Origin of the sequence: Proteiniborus sp. MB09-C3 (assembly GCF_030263895.1) — a bacterium.
Classification (GTDB): domain Bacteria; phylum Bacillota; class Clostridia; order Tissierellales; family Proteiniboraceae; genus Proteiniborus.
The window spans coordinates 1301747-1319024 of the sequence record NZ_CP127161.1 but is presented as its reverse complement, the minus strand read 5'-3'; the positions used below and the strand labels follow the sequence as shown (position 1 = coordinate 1319024).

18 protein-coding genes are annotated in these 17278 nt (G+C 35.2%); 4 read left to right on the top strand and 14 right to left on the bottom strand.

What is annotated here, in order from left to right; genetic code table 11:
- Positions 1–30: 30 nt before the first annotated feature.
- The gene (locus QO263_RS06345) at positions 31–768 is read right to left on the bottom strand and encodes an OmpA/MotB family protein (protein ID WP_285627789.1); all 738 of its coding nucleotides are present in this window, start codon (positions 766–768) and stop codon (positions 31–33) included.
- 422 nt (positions 769–1190) lie between these two features.
- Between QO263_RS06345 and cuyB the strand changes: the two genes are divergently transcribed.
- Positions 1191–1925: a cysteate racemase gene (gene cuyB / locus QO263_RS06340; protein WP_285627787.1), complete on the top strand. Its 735-nt coding sequence runs from the start codon at positions 1191–1193 to the stop codon at positions 1923–1925.
- Positions 1926–2031: 106 nt separating this feature from the next.
- Here cuyB and QO263_RS06335 read toward each other — a convergent pair whose 3' ends face one another.
- The 3 genes from QO263_RS06335 to QO263_RS06325 form a co-directional block, all read right to left on the bottom strand.
- Complete coding sequence (locus tag QO263_RS06335; RefSeq protein ID WP_285627785.1) at positions 2032–3132, bottom strand: C39 family peptidase; 1101 nt, start codon at positions 3130–3132, stop codon at positions 2032–2034.
- A gap of 325 nt (positions 3133–3457) precedes the next feature.
- Complete coding sequence (gene glmM, locus QO263_RS06330) at positions 3458–4804, bottom strand: phosphoglucosamine mutase (protein WP_285627782.1); 1347 nt, start codon at positions 4802–4804, stop codon at positions 3458–3460.
- Between the two features lie 227 nt (positions 4805–5031).
- Positions 5032–5994: a P1 family peptidase gene (locus tag QO263_RS06325; RefSeq protein WP_285627780.1), complete on the bottom strand. Its 963-nt coding sequence runs from the start codon at positions 5992–5994 to the stop codon at positions 5032–5034.
- 180 nt (positions 5995–6174) lie between these two features.
- Between QO263_RS06325 and QO263_RS06320 the strand changes: the two genes are divergently transcribed.
- From QO263_RS06320 to QO263_RS06310, 3 genes are read left to right on the top strand one after another with little or no spacing between them, the layout of a single operon-like run.
- Complete coding sequence (locus QO263_RS06320) at positions 6175–6783, top strand: TetR/AcrR family transcriptional regulator (RefSeq protein WP_285627777.1); 609 nt, start codon at positions 6175–6177, stop codon at positions 6781–6783.
- The gene (locus tag QO263_RS06315) at positions 6783–7670 is read left to right on the top strand and encodes an ABC transporter ATP-binding protein (protein ID WP_285627775.1); all 888 of its coding nucleotides are present in this window, start codon (positions 6783–6785) and stop codon (positions 7668–7670) included. Before QO263_RS06320 ends, QO263_RS06315 begins: the two co-directional genes overlap by 1 nt.
- Positions 7667–8467 (top strand): ABC-2 transporter permease family protein, encoded by an 801-nt coding sequence (locus QO263_RS06310; RefSeq protein WP_285627772.1) that lies wholly within the window; start codon positions 7667–7669, stop codon positions 8465–8467. The genes QO263_RS06315 and QO263_RS06310 overlap by 4 nt, the downstream gene beginning before the upstream one ends.
- Positions 8468–8568: 101 nt before the next feature.
- On the opposite strand, the gene QO263_RS06305 is transcribed toward QO263_RS06310, so the two are convergent.
- The 10 genes from QO263_RS06305 to cdaA all read right to left on the bottom strand — a co-directional run bounded on the left by QO263_RS06305 (position 8569) and on the right by cdaA (position 17180).
- Entirely contained in the window at positions 8569–9108 is a 540-nt protein-coding gene (locus QO263_RS06305) for a 2-oxoacid:ferredoxin oxidoreductase subunit gamma family protein (RefSeq protein WP_285627769.1), read from the bottom strand.
- 1 nt (position 9109) lies between these two features.
- Positions 9110–9856 (bottom strand): thiamine pyrophosphate-dependent enzyme, encoded by a 747-nt coding sequence (locus QO263_RS06300; protein WP_285627768.1) that lies wholly within the window; start codon positions 9854–9856, stop codon positions 9110–9112.
- On the bottom strand, positions 9856–10917 hold the full coding sequence (locus QO263_RS06295; RefSeq protein WP_285627765.1) for a 3-methyl-2-oxobutanoate dehydrogenase subunit VorB: 1062 nt from the start codon (positions 10915–10917) through the stop codon (positions 9856–9858). Before QO263_RS06295 ends, QO263_RS06300 begins: the two co-directional genes overlap by 1 nt.
- Positions 10918–10938: 21 nt before the next feature.
- Positions 10939–11169, bottom strand: a complete 231-nt coding sequence (locus tag QO263_RS06290) for a 4Fe-4S dicluster domain-containing protein (protein ID WP_285627762.1) — start codon at positions 11167–11169, stop codon at positions 10939–10941.
- A gap of 84 nt (positions 11170–11253) precedes the next feature.
- Entirely contained in the window at positions 11254–11928 is a 675-nt protein-coding gene (locus QO263_RS06285; protein ID WP_352169483.1) for a nucleotide-binding protein, read from the bottom strand.
- Positions 11929–11945: 17 nt separating this feature from the next.
- The gene (gene buk, locus QO263_RS06280; protein WP_285627756.1) at positions 11946–13019 is read right to left on the bottom strand and encodes a butyrate kinase; all 1074 of its coding nucleotides are present in this window, start codon (positions 13017–13019) and stop codon (positions 11946–11948) included.
- 11 nt (positions 13020–13030) lie between these two features.
- The gene (gene ptb, locus QO263_RS06275; protein ID WP_285627754.1) at positions 13031–13936 is read right to left on the bottom strand and encodes a phosphate butyryltransferase; all 906 of its coding nucleotides are present in this window, start codon (positions 13934–13936) and stop codon (positions 13031–13033) included.
- A complete protein-coding gene (buk, locus tag QO263_RS06270; RefSeq protein WP_285627752.1) occupies positions 13929–15020 on the bottom strand; it encodes a butyrate kinase in 1092 nt (363 codons plus the stop codon). The genes ptb and buk (QO263_RS06270) overlap by 8 nt, the downstream gene beginning before the upstream one ends.
- 128 nt (positions 15021–15148) lie before the next feature.
- Complete coding sequence (locus tag QO263_RS06265; protein ID WP_285627749.1) at positions 15149–16366, bottom strand: CdaR family protein; 1218 nt, start codon at positions 16364–16366, stop codon at positions 15149–15151.
- The gene (cdaA, locus tag QO263_RS06260) at positions 16359–17180 is read right to left on the bottom strand and encodes a diadenylate cyclase CdaA (RefSeq protein WP_285627747.1); all 822 of its coding nucleotides are present in this window, start codon (positions 17178–17180) and stop codon (positions 16359–16361) included. The genes QO263_RS06265 and cdaA overlap by 8 nt, the downstream gene beginning before the upstream one ends.
- Positions 17181–17278 lie beyond the last annotated feature (98 nt).

The following is a 17278-nucleotide window of genomic DNA, read 5'->3' as shown; positions in this document are numbered from 1 at the left end:
TATTTTAATTATTCAAAAATCACATACCTTCTAAAAGCTTTCTCCGCTATGTATACTACTCAAAATCTTAATCTCTATTCTCCTGTTTTTCATTCTTCCTTCTGCTGTACTATTTTCAGCAATTGGAGAATATTCTCCAAACCCTTCTGCTGACAATCGCTTAGGATCAAATCCCTTTTCATTAATGTAATATTCCGCTACAGTAATGGCTCTTGCAGCTGATAGATACCAGTTATTAGGATATTGAGCAGATTTCATCGGAACTGTGTCCGTATGTCCCTCAACTTTTATTCTGTTTTTATCATATTCTAAAAGCTTGACTCCAACTGCATCTAAAACTTGAACAGCATCATCTTTTAGCGTAGCCTTTCCAGGATCAAATAATACCCCATCCAAGAAGTTCAGCTTTACATATCTTTCATTGTATTCAATACTAACCTGCTCATCAAACCCTCTTCCCTTAAGATACTCATTTAAATCTACTGCTATGCCTTGAAGCTCTTTTGAGGCTTCTACTTCCTCGTCAGTTAATCCTTCCATTTTTCCCTCAAGTTCTAATTGGTTAAAGTTTACGGTCTGCCCACCATTGAGTACTCCTGATGAACCTTTAAAAGAGTTCATGATAGCCTTAAATTTCTGAGCATCAACTGAAGAAAAGGAAAACAATAAGACAAAAAAACAAAGTAAAAGTGTAACCATATCACCGTAGGTAGTCATCCATTCTGGAGCGCCTTTTTTCTCGTCAGCATTTCCTCTTGTCCTTCTCATAATACGTTAATCTCCCCTTTTGTTTTATCTTATATTTCTAATATACCATTTCTAAAAGTACTATGAAGCCTTCTAAAACAAAACTTTACAGGAAATGCCTGTAAAGCTCGGATTGTCATATTTCCATGAGATTTGTCAACAACTTATATTTAATTAATTATAATATAAGTTTAACAATATTTCAAGATGCTATACCTATGCTATAAGTCCTATAATCGCTATTCTGCTATACCGGAATAATTTCCAGTAAAGAATTCTATAAAAATAAAGACAAATCTTAAAATCTGTGATATATATATAAGTTGTCAAGTAAAAACCTTTCTTTAATATTAGCTTCCGTTAGAAGAATAAAATAGAAAATGCATTACTCTATAGAATTTAATTATTTTAATATATACTATTTAGGAATTGGAGTGAGAAAATTGCGAGAAAAAATAATTGGAATATTAGGCGGAATGGGACCAGATGCAACATGTGTTTTATTTGAGAGAATAATAAGATTTACTAATGCTAAGTGCGATAGTGAACATATTAGAGTAATAATTGATAATAATCCTAAAATACCTGATCGTACTGGTGCTATATTAGGTAAATCTGTTAGTCCAGTTTCTGAGTTAGTAAAAACAGCAGCTAATTTGCAAAACTCAGGAGTAGATTTTATCATAATTCCTTGTATTACTTCACATTACTATTTCAAGGAAATTCAAAAAGAAATCAATGTACCAATTTTAAATGCTTTAGAAATAACAAAAGAATATATAGATAAACAATGTACCAATATCAATAAAATTGGTGTCATTGCAACTTCAGGAACTGTAAAAACAAATCTTTTCCAAAATTTATTAAAGGATAAAGAAATCATAATTCCAACTGAGGAAGAGCAAAGAGAATATGTTATGGAGATTATTTATGGCAAGGATGGAGTAAAGGCTGGAAATAGGTCTGGTAAATTAAAAGATTATCTAGCGGAAATTGTCGAGAAATTAAAAGGCAGGGGAGCTGAAGCGATTATAGCAGGCTGCACAGAAATAAGCATAGTGTTGGAACAGTCAGATATAGATATTCCATTAATAGATCCTTTAACTCTTATGGCTCAAAAATCAGTTTTAATAGCAAAAAATCTTAATGATAGTTCATCATTAGATAACAGGATATAGATTTGGTTCAATAGTAAAAATAAGCAGAGAGAAAATGATCATTTTCTCTCTGTTGTTATATACAAAGGTAATAATTAACCTATTGTACTAGCAGCTTTAAAAGTTCCTAATGCAAAATCACTGCATGACTTCCTAGTTCAACATAGCTCTGAAAAAAAGCATCTGCATCATAAGCTACTTGCCCTTTTAATGGATTCATTACATGAACATTATCCCCTGCATAACCGTTGAGCACTACACAATGTAAGTTAATAGGCATATCTGTCTTTTCTCCTGTATCACTTAAATACCAGGAATAATTTATTTTTGGCTTACTTAGATCAAGAGTTACCCAAATCACAACTGGAATACCCTGATTTAGATAGTCTATAATCTCCTCACGTGTACTATTGCTTATGTCAATGGGTTTTTCCTTACCTTGAACAGTATCTAAATAGCTGTTTGCTGCCTCCACAATTGGAGGAGCATAAGAAAAAAAGCCATTTTTTTCTCTAGGATTTCCTGCATATGACTTATATGGGTTAGCGCCATATAATTTTTCATTTTTCACATAGAATGCCTCTTTAGGCAGATATACATCTGCCATCTCTGTCTTCTCCGCATTATAGCCTTTATAGTTTAGTACAGACGTTAGGGACGTAATTTCACAACCATTTGGCAGCTCAGGGTTTTGCATGACAGTTGGTACATCAATATATACCTCATCAATGATGAACTCACCATCTTCGGTTTGTTGAACATGCTTTATATATTCATTCATTTTGTTTTGAATGATAATCTCTTGATTTTCCTGATCTATTTCTAAAGTAAGAATATCATCTTTGCCACTCTGATAGTAAGGATGTGATTCAATAAGCTTTATTTCATATACATTATCATAATCTAATAAATCTGAAACGGCTATCCCATCTTTGTCAGTAGTGATTGTATCAGCTACTTCACCTGTATCTATATTTGTTATGCTAAACCTGCTGTTTTTTATAGGCAGCTCACTATCACCGTCAATATTTTTAATTGTAATTCTTCCTTGCTGCTTTACAAAAGTGTCCTTTATGATTTGAAATGGTTCATTATCTTCAATATCCTTTCCAATAATAGCCTTTCCAAATTTGACTATGACAAATACAAAAGATATAAGCAATATCATTCTAAATATAAACCTAAATAATCTTAGCTTTCTTGATTTTCTTTTAGTCATTTTCTTCATATGCGCCTCCTTAGATGAACTTTCAAAAAGAAACTAGGCATAAAACAGGAGTCGTCTCTCCTATTTCTGTCTAGTTAGATTTATTACATTGTTCAATTTACTAATTCAACTATCTTTCGACAGTTATTTCCCAGGAAATGACCTTAGTATTCTTTAGTATGAGTTATTTTTTCACTTTTCGTTGTTTTTCTTAATTCTATATTAATCTTATTCCTATCTAATTTAACTCAATTAGCTAATTAATATGAATTTGCATTGGGTCAACGCTTAAATAGTTTGTTAACAAACCGAGTTCGCCCAAAGTAAGCTTACAAATTCTAAGCAGCTACTTTAGTCTTTCTTCTATGAGATGTGCCAGGCTTTGAGCCATGGTCGTTATTTCTTCTTGATCCTTTCCTTCTATCATAACACGAACTAATGGCTCTGTACCTGAAGGTCTTATAAGTACTCTGCCTTCTCCATGGAACTTTTCTTCAAGCTTTTCAATTTCTTTTTTTATAATTTCATCTTCCATATATAGATTTTTCTTTTCGTTACTTACTTTTGCATTTATAAGCACCTGTGGCAATGAAATCATAGCTTCTGCTAACTCAGAAAGTTTTTTACCTGTTTCTTTTATGACTGATATAAGCTGTAGGGCTGTTAATAGTCCATCCCCAGTAGTATTATGATCTAAGAAGATTATATGACCTGATTGCTCTCCTCCCAGAGAATAGCCGCTATTTAGCATTTCTTCTAATACATATCTATCTCCTACCTTAGCTTTCACAATGCTAATGCCCTCTTTTTTCAAACAAATATCTAGTCCCATATTACTCATTACTGTAGCTACTACGGTATCTTGTTTTAGCTTTCCTTTTTTCTTTAAATGGATACCGCAAATAGCCATAACATGGTCTCCATCAACGATATTTCCCTTTTCATCAACAGCTATCAGCCTATCTGCATCTCCATCAAAGGATATCCCCATATCTGCGCCTGTATCTAATACAAGCTTTTGCACTTCTTCTGGTTTAGTAGAACCACAATTTACATTTATATTTACTCCGTTTGGAGCATAGTGTATTACCTCTATATCTGCACCTAGCTCCCTTATGAGTTCAGGAGCAGCCTTATATACTGCACCATTTCCACAATCTATGGCTATCTTTAATCCTTTAAAATCAACATTTATGCTTTTTCTTAAGTAGTGTTCATACATCTCTATTCCATTACTTATTATTGTCCTTCTGCCAACTCCTTCGCCTATAGGAGATAATGGCACTTCCTTACCATCCAAAATATACTTTTCTATTTCATCTTCTACTTCATCTTTTAATTTATAGCCAGTACTTCCAAAAAATTTAATTCCATTATATTCTACAGGATTATGTGAAGCAGATATGACTACTCCTGCTTCTGCTTTAAGCTCTCTAGTTAAATAAGCCACTGCTGGAGTAGGTACTATGCCTACGGACAAGACATCTGCACCTACAGAGCATATCCCTGCTACTAAAGCAGCTTCTAGCATGTCTCCTGATATTCTAGTATCCATTCCTACAACTATTTTTACATCTTTTTTGTCCTTTGTTAATACATATGCTCCTGCTCTTCCTATTTTATATGCAAGCTCACAAGTTAATTCCTTGTTTGCAATTCCTCTCACTCCATCTGTTCCAAAAAGTCTTCCCATATTTAATCCTCCCTATATTGAATTGTTACATTTTTAATAATAACATAATTACATTTTATCTACAAACAAAAAATGTAAAAAAGAACTTTAAGAGCTAGTTAGCATACTTTTATCTATATTAATAGCTTACTAATTTAATCTGTTGTGATAGTTACCTTAAATGCTTAGTATATAAAAAATTTTTCTTTACTACAAGGTCAATTGATTAGGTAATTTTACTTATTATCTTATATAATATCTAGATGAGCTTTAATTCCATATAAGGTTTTAGCGCTTTTTACTGCATTTATTACTGCCTGCTCCATAGCTCTTGCTGCTAAAAAGCCTACTGTACTTATATCGGCCTGTACATTTCCTGTTGATAATGCAAATATAGTATCTCCATCAAAAATAGAATGTGCTGGTCTCATGGTTCTAGCATAACCATTATGAGCCATAGATGCTATCTTATTCATTTCTGTCTTAGAAAATTCTCCATTTGTAGCTATAACTCCAATAGTGGTATTACCACTAAAGAGATTTTTTTTGCTATCATAATTAGCTATCATATTATTTTCTGTACCAGCAAAGGTCTTTAAGTCCTCATTTAATAATCCAGCCAAGACTTTTCCTGTCGCTGGATCAACTACATCACCTAAACAGTTCACAGCTACTATTGCTCCTACCTTTAAATCTCCTACTTGCAGTGCATAGCTGCCTAGTCCACCCTTCATTGCTCTTTGAAATCCTAATAATTTTCCTACTGTGGCACCTGTTCCTGCACCTATATTGCCATTTGGACATTCTGTATTCGTAGCATTCATGCAAGCTGTATATCCCATTTCTAAATCTGGTCTTACTCTATAATCTCCAATAGCTAAATCAAATAGTACTGCTGAGCATACTATAGGAACCTTTGTCACCTGAACATCAAAGCCTATATTTTTTTCTTCAAGATATTTCATAGCACCAGAAGCAGCATCTAATCCAAAGGCACTTCCCCCTGAAAGCATAACAGCATGAATTTGCTGAACCATATTAACAGGATTTAAAAGGTCTGTTTCTCTAGTTCCTGGAGAACCTCCTCTCACATCTACACCTGCCGAAGCACCTCTTTCACATATTATCACAGTACAGCCTGTTGCTGCCTCAAAATTCTGTGCATGGCCTACTTTTATATTATCTATGTCTGTAAACTTAATTTCTTTCATCAATTTCACCTCTTAATATTACTTTATACAAATAATTCGATAAAAACATGAGAAAGCCTTTAAAATAATTGCAAAATACAAAGTAAAATAATTCAAATAAATATATTGACCGATACGGTCAATGCTGATATGATTAAATTAACCGATTCGGTTAACCAGTAAAACAAAGGAGGAAACCTAATGGAAACTTTTAAAAACCTCCCAGAGGAAAAAAGGAACATTATCTTAAATGCTGCATATACCTGCTTTGCTAGGAATGGGTATCAAAAAACCTCAATAGCTGATATTGCAGCCATGGCTCATATATCTAAGTCATCTATTTTCCACTATTTTGGTAGCAAGAAGAATCTATACCTTTATCTCTACGAATTTAGTATAGATGTAATAACTAACGCTGTATTTAAAGGGATAAAGAAGGTTACAGATGATTTTTTCGAACGCATACGACAAGCACAAATTATCAAAATGAAAATCATGGCTCAGTATATTGACATGTTTGATTTCCTGATAGCTTGTATAAAAGAGAATGTGCCTGAACTGGCTAAGGAAATAAAGCAGTGTAACCAGCCTTATATCAAGAAAGGCTTCGATGCATTGTTTGAAGGCATCAACTGGGAGAAATTTAAGCCAGGTGTAAATGCTACTATGGTGATAAATGCTGTCACTTGGGTAAGCGAAGGATATATTCGGAGTACAATAGGACAAAAAAGTATAGAAGAAATGTCACAGGAAGCATTTGAATATGTTAATTTACTCAAAACTACCTTTTATAAGGAGGAATATCTGTAATGACTGTTATGGAAATCAATGCATTGACAAGGGATTATGGAAATAACCGTGGCATATTCGACCTCTCCTTTACAGTAAAGGAAAGCGAGGTGTTTGGATTTCTAGGCCCCAACGGGGCAGGTAAAACCACTACAATTCGTCACTTAATGGGATTTTTGAAGCCTATGCAGGGAAGCTGTAGTATTTTAGGTAAAGATTGCTGGAAGGAAAGCAAGGCTGTCCAGCTTCATCTAGGCTACATTCCTGGTGAGATGTCCTTCCCTGATGACATGACTGGGATAGGTTTTTTGGAATTCTATGCTAGATACAGAGGTATGAATGATAACGGCAGGATGAATGAGCTTCTAGAAAGATTTGAGCTTGATGCTAAAGGTAAGTTAAAAAAGATGAGTAAGGGAATGAAGCAAAAAGTAGGTATTGTAACTGCCTTTATGCATGATCCCACAGTACTCATTCTTGATGAGCCTACAAGTGGGCTTGATCCATTGATGCAAAATCGCTTTATTGATTTGATATTAGAAGAGAAACAGAGAGGCAAAACCATCTTGATGTCCTCCCATATGTTTGAAGAAGTAGAACGCACCTGCGAAAGAGTAGGAATAATCCGCTCTGGGCAAATGGTAGCCATAGATTCCGTAGAATCTCTAAAAGCTGCTCAGGTCAAGAAGTATATAATCACTTTGAAAACAGAAGAAGCTGCAAAAAGCTTTGCTAAAGAAAACCTTCAGATACTTAGCATGGATGGAGCTAGAGTAACTGTGCTTGTGCAAAATAACATAGAAAAAATGATTACTGCAATGAATCGATGGCCTGTTACTAATATTGAAGCACCTAATCAAAGCCTGGAGGATATTTTTCTTCACTATTATGGAGGTGAAAAGGAATGATAAGTACACCACTTTACAAACATGGCATAAAAGGAGGCTGGAGGCTATGGATTATATTAGCTGCTGTCATAACTATGTATTTTACTATTATAGTCACAATGTTTGATCCAGAGCTTGGTGCTGCACTAAGTGAATTTGCAAAAGCAATGCCTGAACTAATGTCAATGTTTGGAATGGATTATGCTGGCACCACCTTAGTAGGATTTATGTCAAGCTACTTATATGGATTTATTATGTTGGTTTTTCCAATGGTCTTTTCTATTCTCACTGCAAACAGATTGGTTGCTCGTCAAATAGATCGTGGAGCCATGGCCTATATTCTAGCTTCTCCTATCTCTAGAAAAAAGATTGCTTATACTCAAGCAAGTGTATTATGTACAGGTGTTTTTATGCTGATTTTATTCTCTACTTTAGTGGGAATAACTGCAGCCAAAATATTCTTCCCAGGAGAATTAGAAATTGGCAAGTTTTTGATGCTAAATCTTGGCACATTGGCTTTGCAACTGTTTATCAGTAGCATTTGCTTTATTTGCTCCTGCATTTTCAATGATACTAAGTTTAGTGTAAGCTTCGGAGCAGGTATTCCTTCACTTTGCTTCATAATTCAAATGATTGCTAATGTAGGAGACAAACTGAAAAATGCTAAGTATGCTACCTTCTTCACTTTATTTAATACAGAAGGAATCCTTGCTAGGGAAGTAAGTGCATATTGGGGAATTGCTATACTGTTTGCTGGTGCCCTCATTCTTTATGCAAGCTCAATTATAGTATTCAGCAAGAAGGATATACCCGTATAGAATTTTTTACTACTATAGTTTAGCAATTGTTTGACTGCAGTACAAAACAGCCTCAAATCTTCGAAAAGATTTGAGGCTGTCTATATATATTCGATACAGATTTATCCTCTAATGGCTTCTGCACCCTTATCTAGTGCTTGTTGATTTAATGGAATTAGGTGTGATTTAGACTCTCCAAATACTTTTTTAAAGGCTTCTATTATTGAATCTATCTTAACTGCCTTTGTAAGCTCTAGATAAGCTCCTAGCATAACCATATTAGCTATTCTGCTATCTCCCAGTTCATTAGCTATATCGTTTGCAGGCACATAATATGCATTAACATCTTCTCTACTAGTCTTTTTATCTATAAGAGAGCTGTTTATTAGGATATTGCCGCCCTTTGCTACATCTTTTTCAAACTTATCCAGAGATGGTTTATTCATGATTATCGCTGTAGAAGCTTCTGTTACTATAGGTGAGCCAATAAGCCCAGTTGAAACTATAACATTACAGTTGGCAGTTCCGCCTCTCATTTCAGGACCATATGATGGAAGCCATGAAACATTCTTATCTTCTACCATTCCTGAATAGGTCAGCAACTGACCCATTGACATTACACCCTGACCACCAAAACCAGCTATTATTAATCTTTCTTCCACTTTACTCCACCTCCTCAGGCGTTCTTAAGTTACCTAATGGATAATATGGAATCATATTTTCTTTTAGCCAATTAAGAGCTTCTACTGGAGTATATCCCCAGTTCGTAGGACATGTAGAAAGTACTTCTACTATACCAAAGCCTTTACCTGATAACTGAAGCTCAAAAGCTTTTTTAATTGCTTTTTTTGCCTTTCTTATATTAGCTGGATCATGCACAGAAACTCTTTCAACAAATTTTGCACCATCTATGGTTGCTAACATTTCAGATATTCTAATTGGTTTACCAGCATGATTTTCGTCTCTTCCATATGGTGCTGTAGTTGCCTTTTGTCCTATTAATGTAGTAGGGGCCATCTGCCCACCAGTCATACCATATATTGCATTGTTTACAAATATTGTAGTTATCTTTTCTCCTCTAACAGCAGCATGAACTATTTCTGCTGCTCCTATAGATGCTAAGTCTCCATCACCTTGGTATGTGAACACTACCTTATCAGGATGAATTCTCTTTATACCAGTAGCTACTGCTGGTGCTCTACCATGTGCTGCTTCTTGCATGTCAAGGTTGAAGTAATCATAAGCAAATACTGCACAGCCAACTGGAGCTACTCCTATAGAATCGCCTAAGACTCCAAGCTCTTCTAGTACTTCTGCAACTAATCTATGAATAATACCGTGGGTACAGCCTGGGCAATAATGGAAAGGCTTATCTGTAAGTCCTTTAGTTTTTTCAAATACTACAGCCATTATTTGTCACCCCCAACAATTTTCTTAATCTCTTCTGCAATAGCATCTGGAGTAGGCACCATACCGCCTGTTCTACCATAGAAGTGAACAGGTTTTCTTCCATTTACAGCTATTTTTACATCATCAATCATTTGACCAGTGCTCATTTCTACTGTAAGTAAAGCTTTAGTCTTTTCACTAATCTTATCGAACGCTGCATCTGGGAAAGGCCATAATGTTATTGGTCTTATAAGTCCTACCTTTATTCCTGCTTCAGCACATTTTGCTATAGCATTTTTAGCTATTCTTGATGTCGTTCCATAGGCTACTATTACTACCTCTGCATCCTCAAGATTATACTCTTCATGTCTTACTTCGTTTTCTTTCATTCTCGCATATTTTTCTTCTAGCCTAATAACATGGTCTTCTAATATTTTTGGATCTATATACAATGAATTTATTACATTAGGTTTTCTTTCTCCTTTTGTACCTACTGTTGCCCAATTCTTTGGTGGCAGTTCTCTTTTCTTAGGCTCTTTAAATTCTACTGGCTCCATCATCTGTCCTATCATACCATCACCAAGGATTATTACAGGATTTCTATAATAGTCAGCTACATCGAAGGCTTCCATAACTAAATCTACTGCTTCCTGAATACTGGCTGGAGCATACACTATATGTCTGTAGTCTCCATTTCCTCCACCTCTTGTAGCTTGGAAATAGTCTGATTGAGAAGGCTGTATACCACCTAAGCCTGGGCCCCCTCTCACCATATTAACTATAACACATGGAAGCTCTGCTCCTGCAATATATGATATTCCTTCTTGTTTAAGTGCGATTCCTGGACTTGAAGAAGATGTCATTACCCTAGCACCTGCTCCTGCTGCTCCATATACCATATTTATCGCGGATATTTCACTTTCTGCTTGAAGGAAAACTCCACCTACTTTAGGTAATTCTCTTGCCATGAACTCAGGTATTTCATTTTGTGGCGTTATAGGATATCCAAAGAAGTATTTGCAGCCAGCTTTAATAGCTGCAGCACCTACTGCCTCATTTCCTTTCATCAAGACTTTAGACATTTAATTCCCTCCCCTTAAATATTATTCACCCATTTCTCTTTCTACTGTTATTACTGCATCTGGACATATCGTTGCACAATTCGCACAGCCTATACACTTGTCCATTTCAATTACTGTTGCCGGGTGATAACCCTTTACGTTTATTTTATCCTTATTCATGACTACTATTTTTGTAGGACATGCTGTTGTACATAACTCACAGCCTTTGCATCTGTCCTCATTAAAAGTAACTTTACCCTTTGCCTTTGCCACTTTTATCCCCCCTTTTTATTAATTGAGAATTGAAGCTTGAGAATTGATAATTATAAAAATAGAATAAAAAAATTTAATTATTAGTTACAGCATCCAGTCTTCACGCATAAACAGGTTTATAGGAAATATCTGTCCCTTTATATCCTGTGGAAGGCCTTTTGCCACATGCTCTAATGCGGCTACATATTTTACTGGTATATTTAAAGCATCTGACACTTCCTCCACTAGCTTCTGACCAGATAACACATCCTCTAATGTAGTACTTTTTAGTAAATGTGTATTATTTATAAGCCCAGTTACTTTTGCCCTAGAAGCTCTTTCAATATCTCTGATATATTTTTCCACATTTTCTAGAGTTTGAGTTTCAGGCCTATTTGCATTAATTACGAAAAGCATGTCATATTTACCTTTTTCAAAAAAACTATGATATCTGCCCAAGGCTCTAGCTCCTGCTGGGTCTCCGCCTACATCTAGTATTGCCTCTACACTTTCATCCTGCAATGGACCATATACCTCTGCTGAAACAGAAGGTACATCTACTGCGCTTCCTTTTATGGAGCTACCTATTACCTTAATTCCTAGCTTTTCAAGTTCATCTGTTTTTTCTCTGCTTCTAAAATAAGGGTTTACTACATCTAAATCTGCTAAAACTACTTTTTTACCTAGCTCAGACAGCTTTACAGCATAATTTACTGCAAATTCTGTTTTGCCACTTCCATAATGTCCTACTATTATCCTAATCCTATTATCATTTAACATCATATCACCCTTTGTGTTTATAGGTATTCCTTCGCCTTTTCTTCTCCTCTTAATACTCTTAAGCCACCTTCTGCTAAAGCTATAAGCTCGTCTTCCCCTGGATAGACAACAACATCTGCAATAAATCCTACTCTTTCCCTAATCCAAGACGTAAACATGTTATTATAGGCTATACCACCTGTTAGTATTATACCATCTACCTGTCCTTCTAGTACAGTACTTAGGGCTCCTATTTCTTTTGCTACCTGATAAGCCATGGCTTCAAATACCAGCTTAGCTTTCTCATCTCCTGCTTCAATCATCTCGTATACTTTTTTAGCATCATTTGTTCCTAAATACGCTACTAAACCTCCACAGCCCTTTATCTTTTTCTTCATTTCAGTTAATGTGTATTTACCTGAATAACAAAGCTTTGCCAAGTCACCTACTGGAAGTCCTCCGCTTCTTTCAGGTGAAAATGGGCCTTCACCATCTAGAGCATTATTTACATCCACCACTTTACCCTTTTTATGAGCTCCAACAGATATTCCTCCGCCTAGATGAGCAACTATAAGGTTTAAATCTTCATATTTTCTGTTTTTATCTTTGGCAAATCTTCTTGCTACCGCTTTTTGATTTAAAGCGTGAAATATACTTATTCTTTCTATGTCTGGCATACCTGAAATTCTAGCTATGTCCTCCATCTCATCTACTACAACTGGATCTACTATATAAGAGGGTATATTTAACCCAGAAGCTATCTCATTAGCTATTACTCCTCCAAGGTTTGAGGCATGTTCTCCAAGCACACCCTTTCTTAAATCCTCTAGCATCTTATTATTTACGCTATATGTCCCCCCAGGTATAGGCTTTAATAGCCCACCTCTCCCGACAATAGCACTTAACTCTGTAATATTTATTCCTTTCTCATCTAATATCTTTAAGATAATACTTTTTCTGAACTGATATTGATCAAATATTGTAGTGTAATCAGCCAGTTCTTCATTTGAATGTCTTAATGTCTCTTCTAGAACAAGACCTTCATCATGAAATACAGCTATTTTAGTAGAAGTGGAGCCGGGATTTATTACTAGTAGCCTATATACGTCCATTTTATTCCCCCCTATTTTTTTGAAGCCATTAACACCGCTAATGCTATAGAGTTTAATTTAGCCTCATCGTTATCCGCTCTTGATGTGAGAACTATTGGAGCCCTTGCTCCTACTATAATTCCAGCGTTTTTCGATTTTGCTAAAAATGCAAGGGCTTTATATAACACATTCCCTGATTCTATGTTTGGAGTAAGTATAATATCTGCATCTCCTGCCACAGGATGGTCTATGCCTTTATGGATTGCAGCTTCTTTTGATATTGCATTATCTAGTGCAAAAGGTCCTCCAACTATACAGCCTGCTATCTCGCCATTTTCATTCATTTGTACTAATTGTTCTGCATCAACTGTTGCAGGCATTTTAGGATTCACTTTCTCTTTTGCACATACAACGGCTACTTTTGGGTTTTCTATATCTATTGAATGAGCTAAAAATACTGCATTCTCCACAATCTGCTTCTTTTGACTAAGATCTGGAGCTATATTCATAGCAGCATCTGTAACTAATAGCAGCTTTTCGTATGTATCAACACTAAATACAGCAACATGGCTTAATACATTGCCTGTTCTAAGTCCAATTTTTTCATCTAGTACTGCTTTTAAAATAATTGATGTATCTACTAAGCCCTTCATCACTATATGAGCTTTTCCTGTGCTTACAAGCTCTACAGCTTTCCTTGAAGCCTCTACCACATCTTTAATATCTATAAGCTCACACTTACTTAAATCCATGCTAATTTCTTCTGCTATTTTTATTATTTCATTCTTGTCTCCAACAAGTATTGCATCAACTATTCCCATTTTATTTGCTTCCTTTACTGCTAAAAGTACTTCTTTGTCCTGAGCTACGGCTACAGATATTGTCTTTGGTCCTCTGCTCTTAGCAAGATTTAAAACATTTTCAAAGTTCTTAATCATTTATTATCACCTCGTTTTCATATATTTTTTCTGCTTCCTCTCCCTCTAGCACCCTCAATGCACCTTCATTTAAGGCTTTCAGCTCATCTTCTCCCGGATACAATACTACTGGAGCTATGAATCCTGTCATGCTCTGGATTTTATCAGTAAGTGTCTTTGAATATGCTAATCCGCCAGTCAATATTATGGCATCTAGCTTGCCACATAATGCTGCAGCCATAGCACCAATTTCTTTAGCTATCTGATAAGCCATGACCATGAAAATAAGACCAGCCCTTTCATCTCCATTGTTAGCTCTTTCCTCTACTTCTTTTGCGTTATTTGTTCCAAGATAAGATACAAGGCCGCCTTTGCCCTTGAGCTTTGCTTTTATTTCGTTAAATGTATATTTGCCTGAATAGCACATCTTGACTAGATCTCCTACTGGAAGTCCGCCACTTCTTTCAGGCGATAAAGGTCCCATTTCATTAGCATTGTTTACGTCTGTTATGAGTCCTTTTTCAATAGGAGCAACAGATATGCCTCCGCCCAGATGAGCAACTATTAGATTTATGTCCTTAAGATTTTTATTGTGCTCATGGGCATATCTATGTGATACTGCTTTTATGTTTAGTGCATGAACTTGAGATCTTCTTTGTATATCTGGCATTCCTGATATTCTGGCAATATGATTCATCTCATCTACTGCAACAGGATCCACTATAAAAGCCTTAATTTCTTCTTTATCTGCAATTCCCTTTGCAAGTATGCCTCCAAGGTTTGAGGCATGCTCGCCACCGATATTATCCTTTAAATCATTAATCATGGCATCTGTAACTAAGTAAGTGCCTGCAGGCATTGGTCTTAGAAGACCACCTCGTCCTACTGTTGCTCTTAGAGAAGCCGTGGTAACGTTTGCCTCTCTTAGCCAATTAATGATTACATTTAAACGATAATCATATTGCTCTATAACACTACTATATCTGTCAAGTTCTATGCTCGGATGCTCAATTTTACTGCTGAAAACCTTTTCCTCGCCGTTATATAAAGCCACTTTTGTGCTTGTTGACCCAGGATTGATTGCTAAAATATATTCCCTTGGCATTTGCTATTCCCCCTTTTAATTCTTTACACTACAATAGGAGCAGTATTAGCTATTTGTTCCCAAATTTTAGTCCTGCTCCTATTATATTAACCTTATTTAAGGTACCCTTGCAAATTTATTAAAAATAGTTAAAATTCTTCTTCAATGGTCAGTTGAATAGTTTCTGGTTCTGTGTGTATAAGCTCTATATCTTCTTGCAATATTACCTTTACGTTTACACTATGGGTTCCTTTTTCTAATCCCGACAAATCAGAATAGAATGTAATGTCATTTTCACTTAGTGCATCTATTTTGCCCTCTGCTCCCCTTACCGTTATCGTAATTTTATCGGGTAGACTGGTTTTATCAACAACATACCTAGTATCTAAATTGATGAAAGTTAGCTTGCTTGTGTCAAGCTCAATGTCCTTTTCAATTATTTTTTCTACATTTATCTTAGCCAGCGGTTTTATTTTATCATCCATTAGCTCTACACCTTCTGGAAAGACGATATTTACCGGAACATCTTTTGATATGCTTATAAGGTCAATGTCAATTGGCTCTGTCTCAAGAAATTCAATATCCTTTAATATTTCTTTTTTTCCTTTTACCTTAATACTTACAGGGTTCATTTGAATATCTGTAATAATATATCCATTTAGTGGAGAACCTTTAAGCCTTGGACGAATTGGAATATTCTTAGTTCCTAAGATTGGCATGATGACTTCTACTGTATTTGGTTCCTTTTCTATGCCTCTGACTTCTTCTTTCTTATCATCTAATGCTCTAACAGGTAAACTAGTCTTTATGTCTGTATTTATATTGGATAATTGGACAGTAGTCACTACCTTGTATACAGAATTAACCCATGTTCTCGGTCCCTTAATTAGTACAGTACTAGGCTTTATCTCTCCTTCACCAGGAGTATGACCATCCTCAGTATTTCCTGAAGTTTCTAAGGATACATTAAACTCCTTAGTTATTATGCTATCAAGTTTTAACTGTATATATTGAGGACTTACAGATTTTACAGTAACATTTTCAGGAGCTTTTACATCGATAATCATTCTATTCACTCCTTCTACGTATCCCAATAAATCAGCTTGTACTATTATGTCATTGGGGTTAATATTATTTATATCGCTTCTTCTACCTGCAAGCTCCACAGTTATCTTGGCTTCCTTTGGCTCCATTATTGCCAATCCAGCTTCGGATAAATAATCTTGATTTATATAATCCACTTTTATTCCAGGGAAAAGCTTAGTAGTTTGCGGGTTAACCTCATTCATTACATATGACCACATAATAACGGCTATTAGTATTGATACAATCCTTATGGTAATATTATTTTTCTTTGCCTTATTCATTTCTATTCCTCCATTTGGACAGCAAATTTGGCTTTGGAGTCTTAGGTGTATACATATTTACTAATATTTCCTTCAATGCTTTTATATCTAAATATCTAGTCAGTACTCCATTTTCTGCTACAGATATTATTCCAGTCTCTTCTGAAACAATTATGGCTATACTATCAGACCTTTCAGTTATACCAAGTGCTGCTCTATGTCTTGTCCCTATTTCCTTACTTAAATTCATATTATCAGTTAATGGAAGAAAACATCCAGCTGCTTTAATCGTGTCTTCTCTTATGATAACAGCCCCATCATGAAGAGGTGTATTAGGTATAAATATATTTATTAAGAGTCCGCTTGATACTTTACCTTTAATTCTTGTTCCAGTATCTACTACCTCATTTAATCCTGTCTCCCTTTCAAAAACCATTAGTGCACCTATCTTTTGTCTAGAAAGAGAAGCTACAGCTTCAACTATCTCATTAGATATAATGTCTATCTCTTCGCTTTTTATCTCTGCAAGAGATTTAGTGAAAAATCTAGTCCTTCCAATAACCTCTAAAGCTCTCCTTAACTCTGGTTGAAATACAATCAATAAAGCTATAACTCCTACTGTCATAGTCTTTTCAAGTATCCAAAAGACAGTATATAGCTCTAATACCTCACTTACCTTTGTGGCTACTAGCAATACCACTATACCCTTTATAAGCTGCTCTGCTCTTGTTTCTCTTATAAGCATAAATATCTTATAAAACACATATGCGACTATTAAAATATCTATCGCATCTCTAATTCTTATATTATAGAATAAGTTAGCAAAATATTGCATCTTTACACCTCTAATAAATATATTTAAATAATTTAATTAGTCCTAATAATCATTATATAATAAATAAATCCTTATTTAAATAGTGTTTATAGACTACT

What these genes read in the sequence shown, in the direction of transcription:
- QO263_RS06285 (WP_352169483.1), bottom strand. Translation starts at nt 11,928, where the DNA reads ATGTTAAATGATAATAGGATTAGGATAATAGTAGGACATTATGGAAGT.
- cdaA (WP_285627747.1), bottom strand. Translation starts at nt 17,180, where the DNA reads ATGCAATATTTTGCTAACTTATTCTATAATATAAGAATTAGAGATGCG.
- QO263_RS06345 (WP_285627789.1), bottom strand. Translation starts at nt 768, where the DNA reads ATGAGAAGGACAAGAGGAAATGCTGACGAGAAAAAAGGCGCTCCAGAA.
- QO263_RS06310 (WP_285627772.1), top strand. Translation starts at nt 7,667, where the DNA reads ATGATAAGTACACCACTTTACAAACATGGCATAAAAGGAGGCTGGAGG.
- QO263_RS06335 (WP_285627785.1), bottom strand. Translation starts at nt 3,132, where the DNA reads ATGAAGAAAATGACTAAAAGAAAATCAAGAAAGCTAAGATTATTTAGG.
- buk (WP_285627756.1), bottom strand. Translation starts at nt 13,019, where the DNA reads ATGGACGTATATAGGCTACTAGTAATAAATCCCGGCTCCACTTCTACT.
- ptb (WP_285627754.1), bottom strand. Translation starts at nt 13,936, where the DNA reads ATGATTAAGAACTTTGAAAATGTTTTAAATCTTGCTAAGAGCAGAGGA.
- QO263_RS06300 (WP_285627768.1), bottom strand. Translation starts at nt 9,856, where the DNA reads ATGGCTGTAGTATTTGAAAAAACTAAAGGACTTACAGATAAGCCTTTC.
- QO263_RS06265 (WP_285627749.1), bottom strand. Translation starts at nt 16,366, where the DNA reads ATGAATAAGGCAAAGAAAAATAATATTACCATAAGGATTGTATCAATA.
- glmM (WP_285627782.1), bottom strand. Translation starts at nt 4,804, where the DNA reads ATGGGAAGACTTTTTGGAACAGATGGAGTGAGAGGAATTGCAAACAAG.
- QO263_RS06320 (WP_285627777.1), top strand. Translation starts at nt 6,175, where the DNA reads ATGGAAACTTTTAAAAACCTCCCAGAGGAAAAAAGGAACATTATCTTA.
- buk (WP_285627752.1), bottom strand. Translation starts at nt 15,020, where the DNA reads ATGCCAAGGGAATATATTTTAGCAATCAATCCTGGGTCAACAAGCACA.
- QO263_RS06325 (WP_285627780.1), bottom strand. Translation starts at nt 5,994, where the DNA reads ATGAAAGAAATTAAGTTTACAGACATAGATAATATAAAAGTAGGCCAT.
- QO263_RS06295 (WP_285627765.1), bottom strand. Translation starts at nt 10,917, where the DNA reads ATGTCTAAAGTCTTGATGAAAGGAAATGAGGCAGTAGGTGCTGCAGCT.
- QO263_RS06315 (WP_285627775.1), top strand. Translation starts at nt 6,783, where the DNA reads ATGACTGTTATGGAAATCAATGCATTGACAAGGGATTATGGAAATAAC.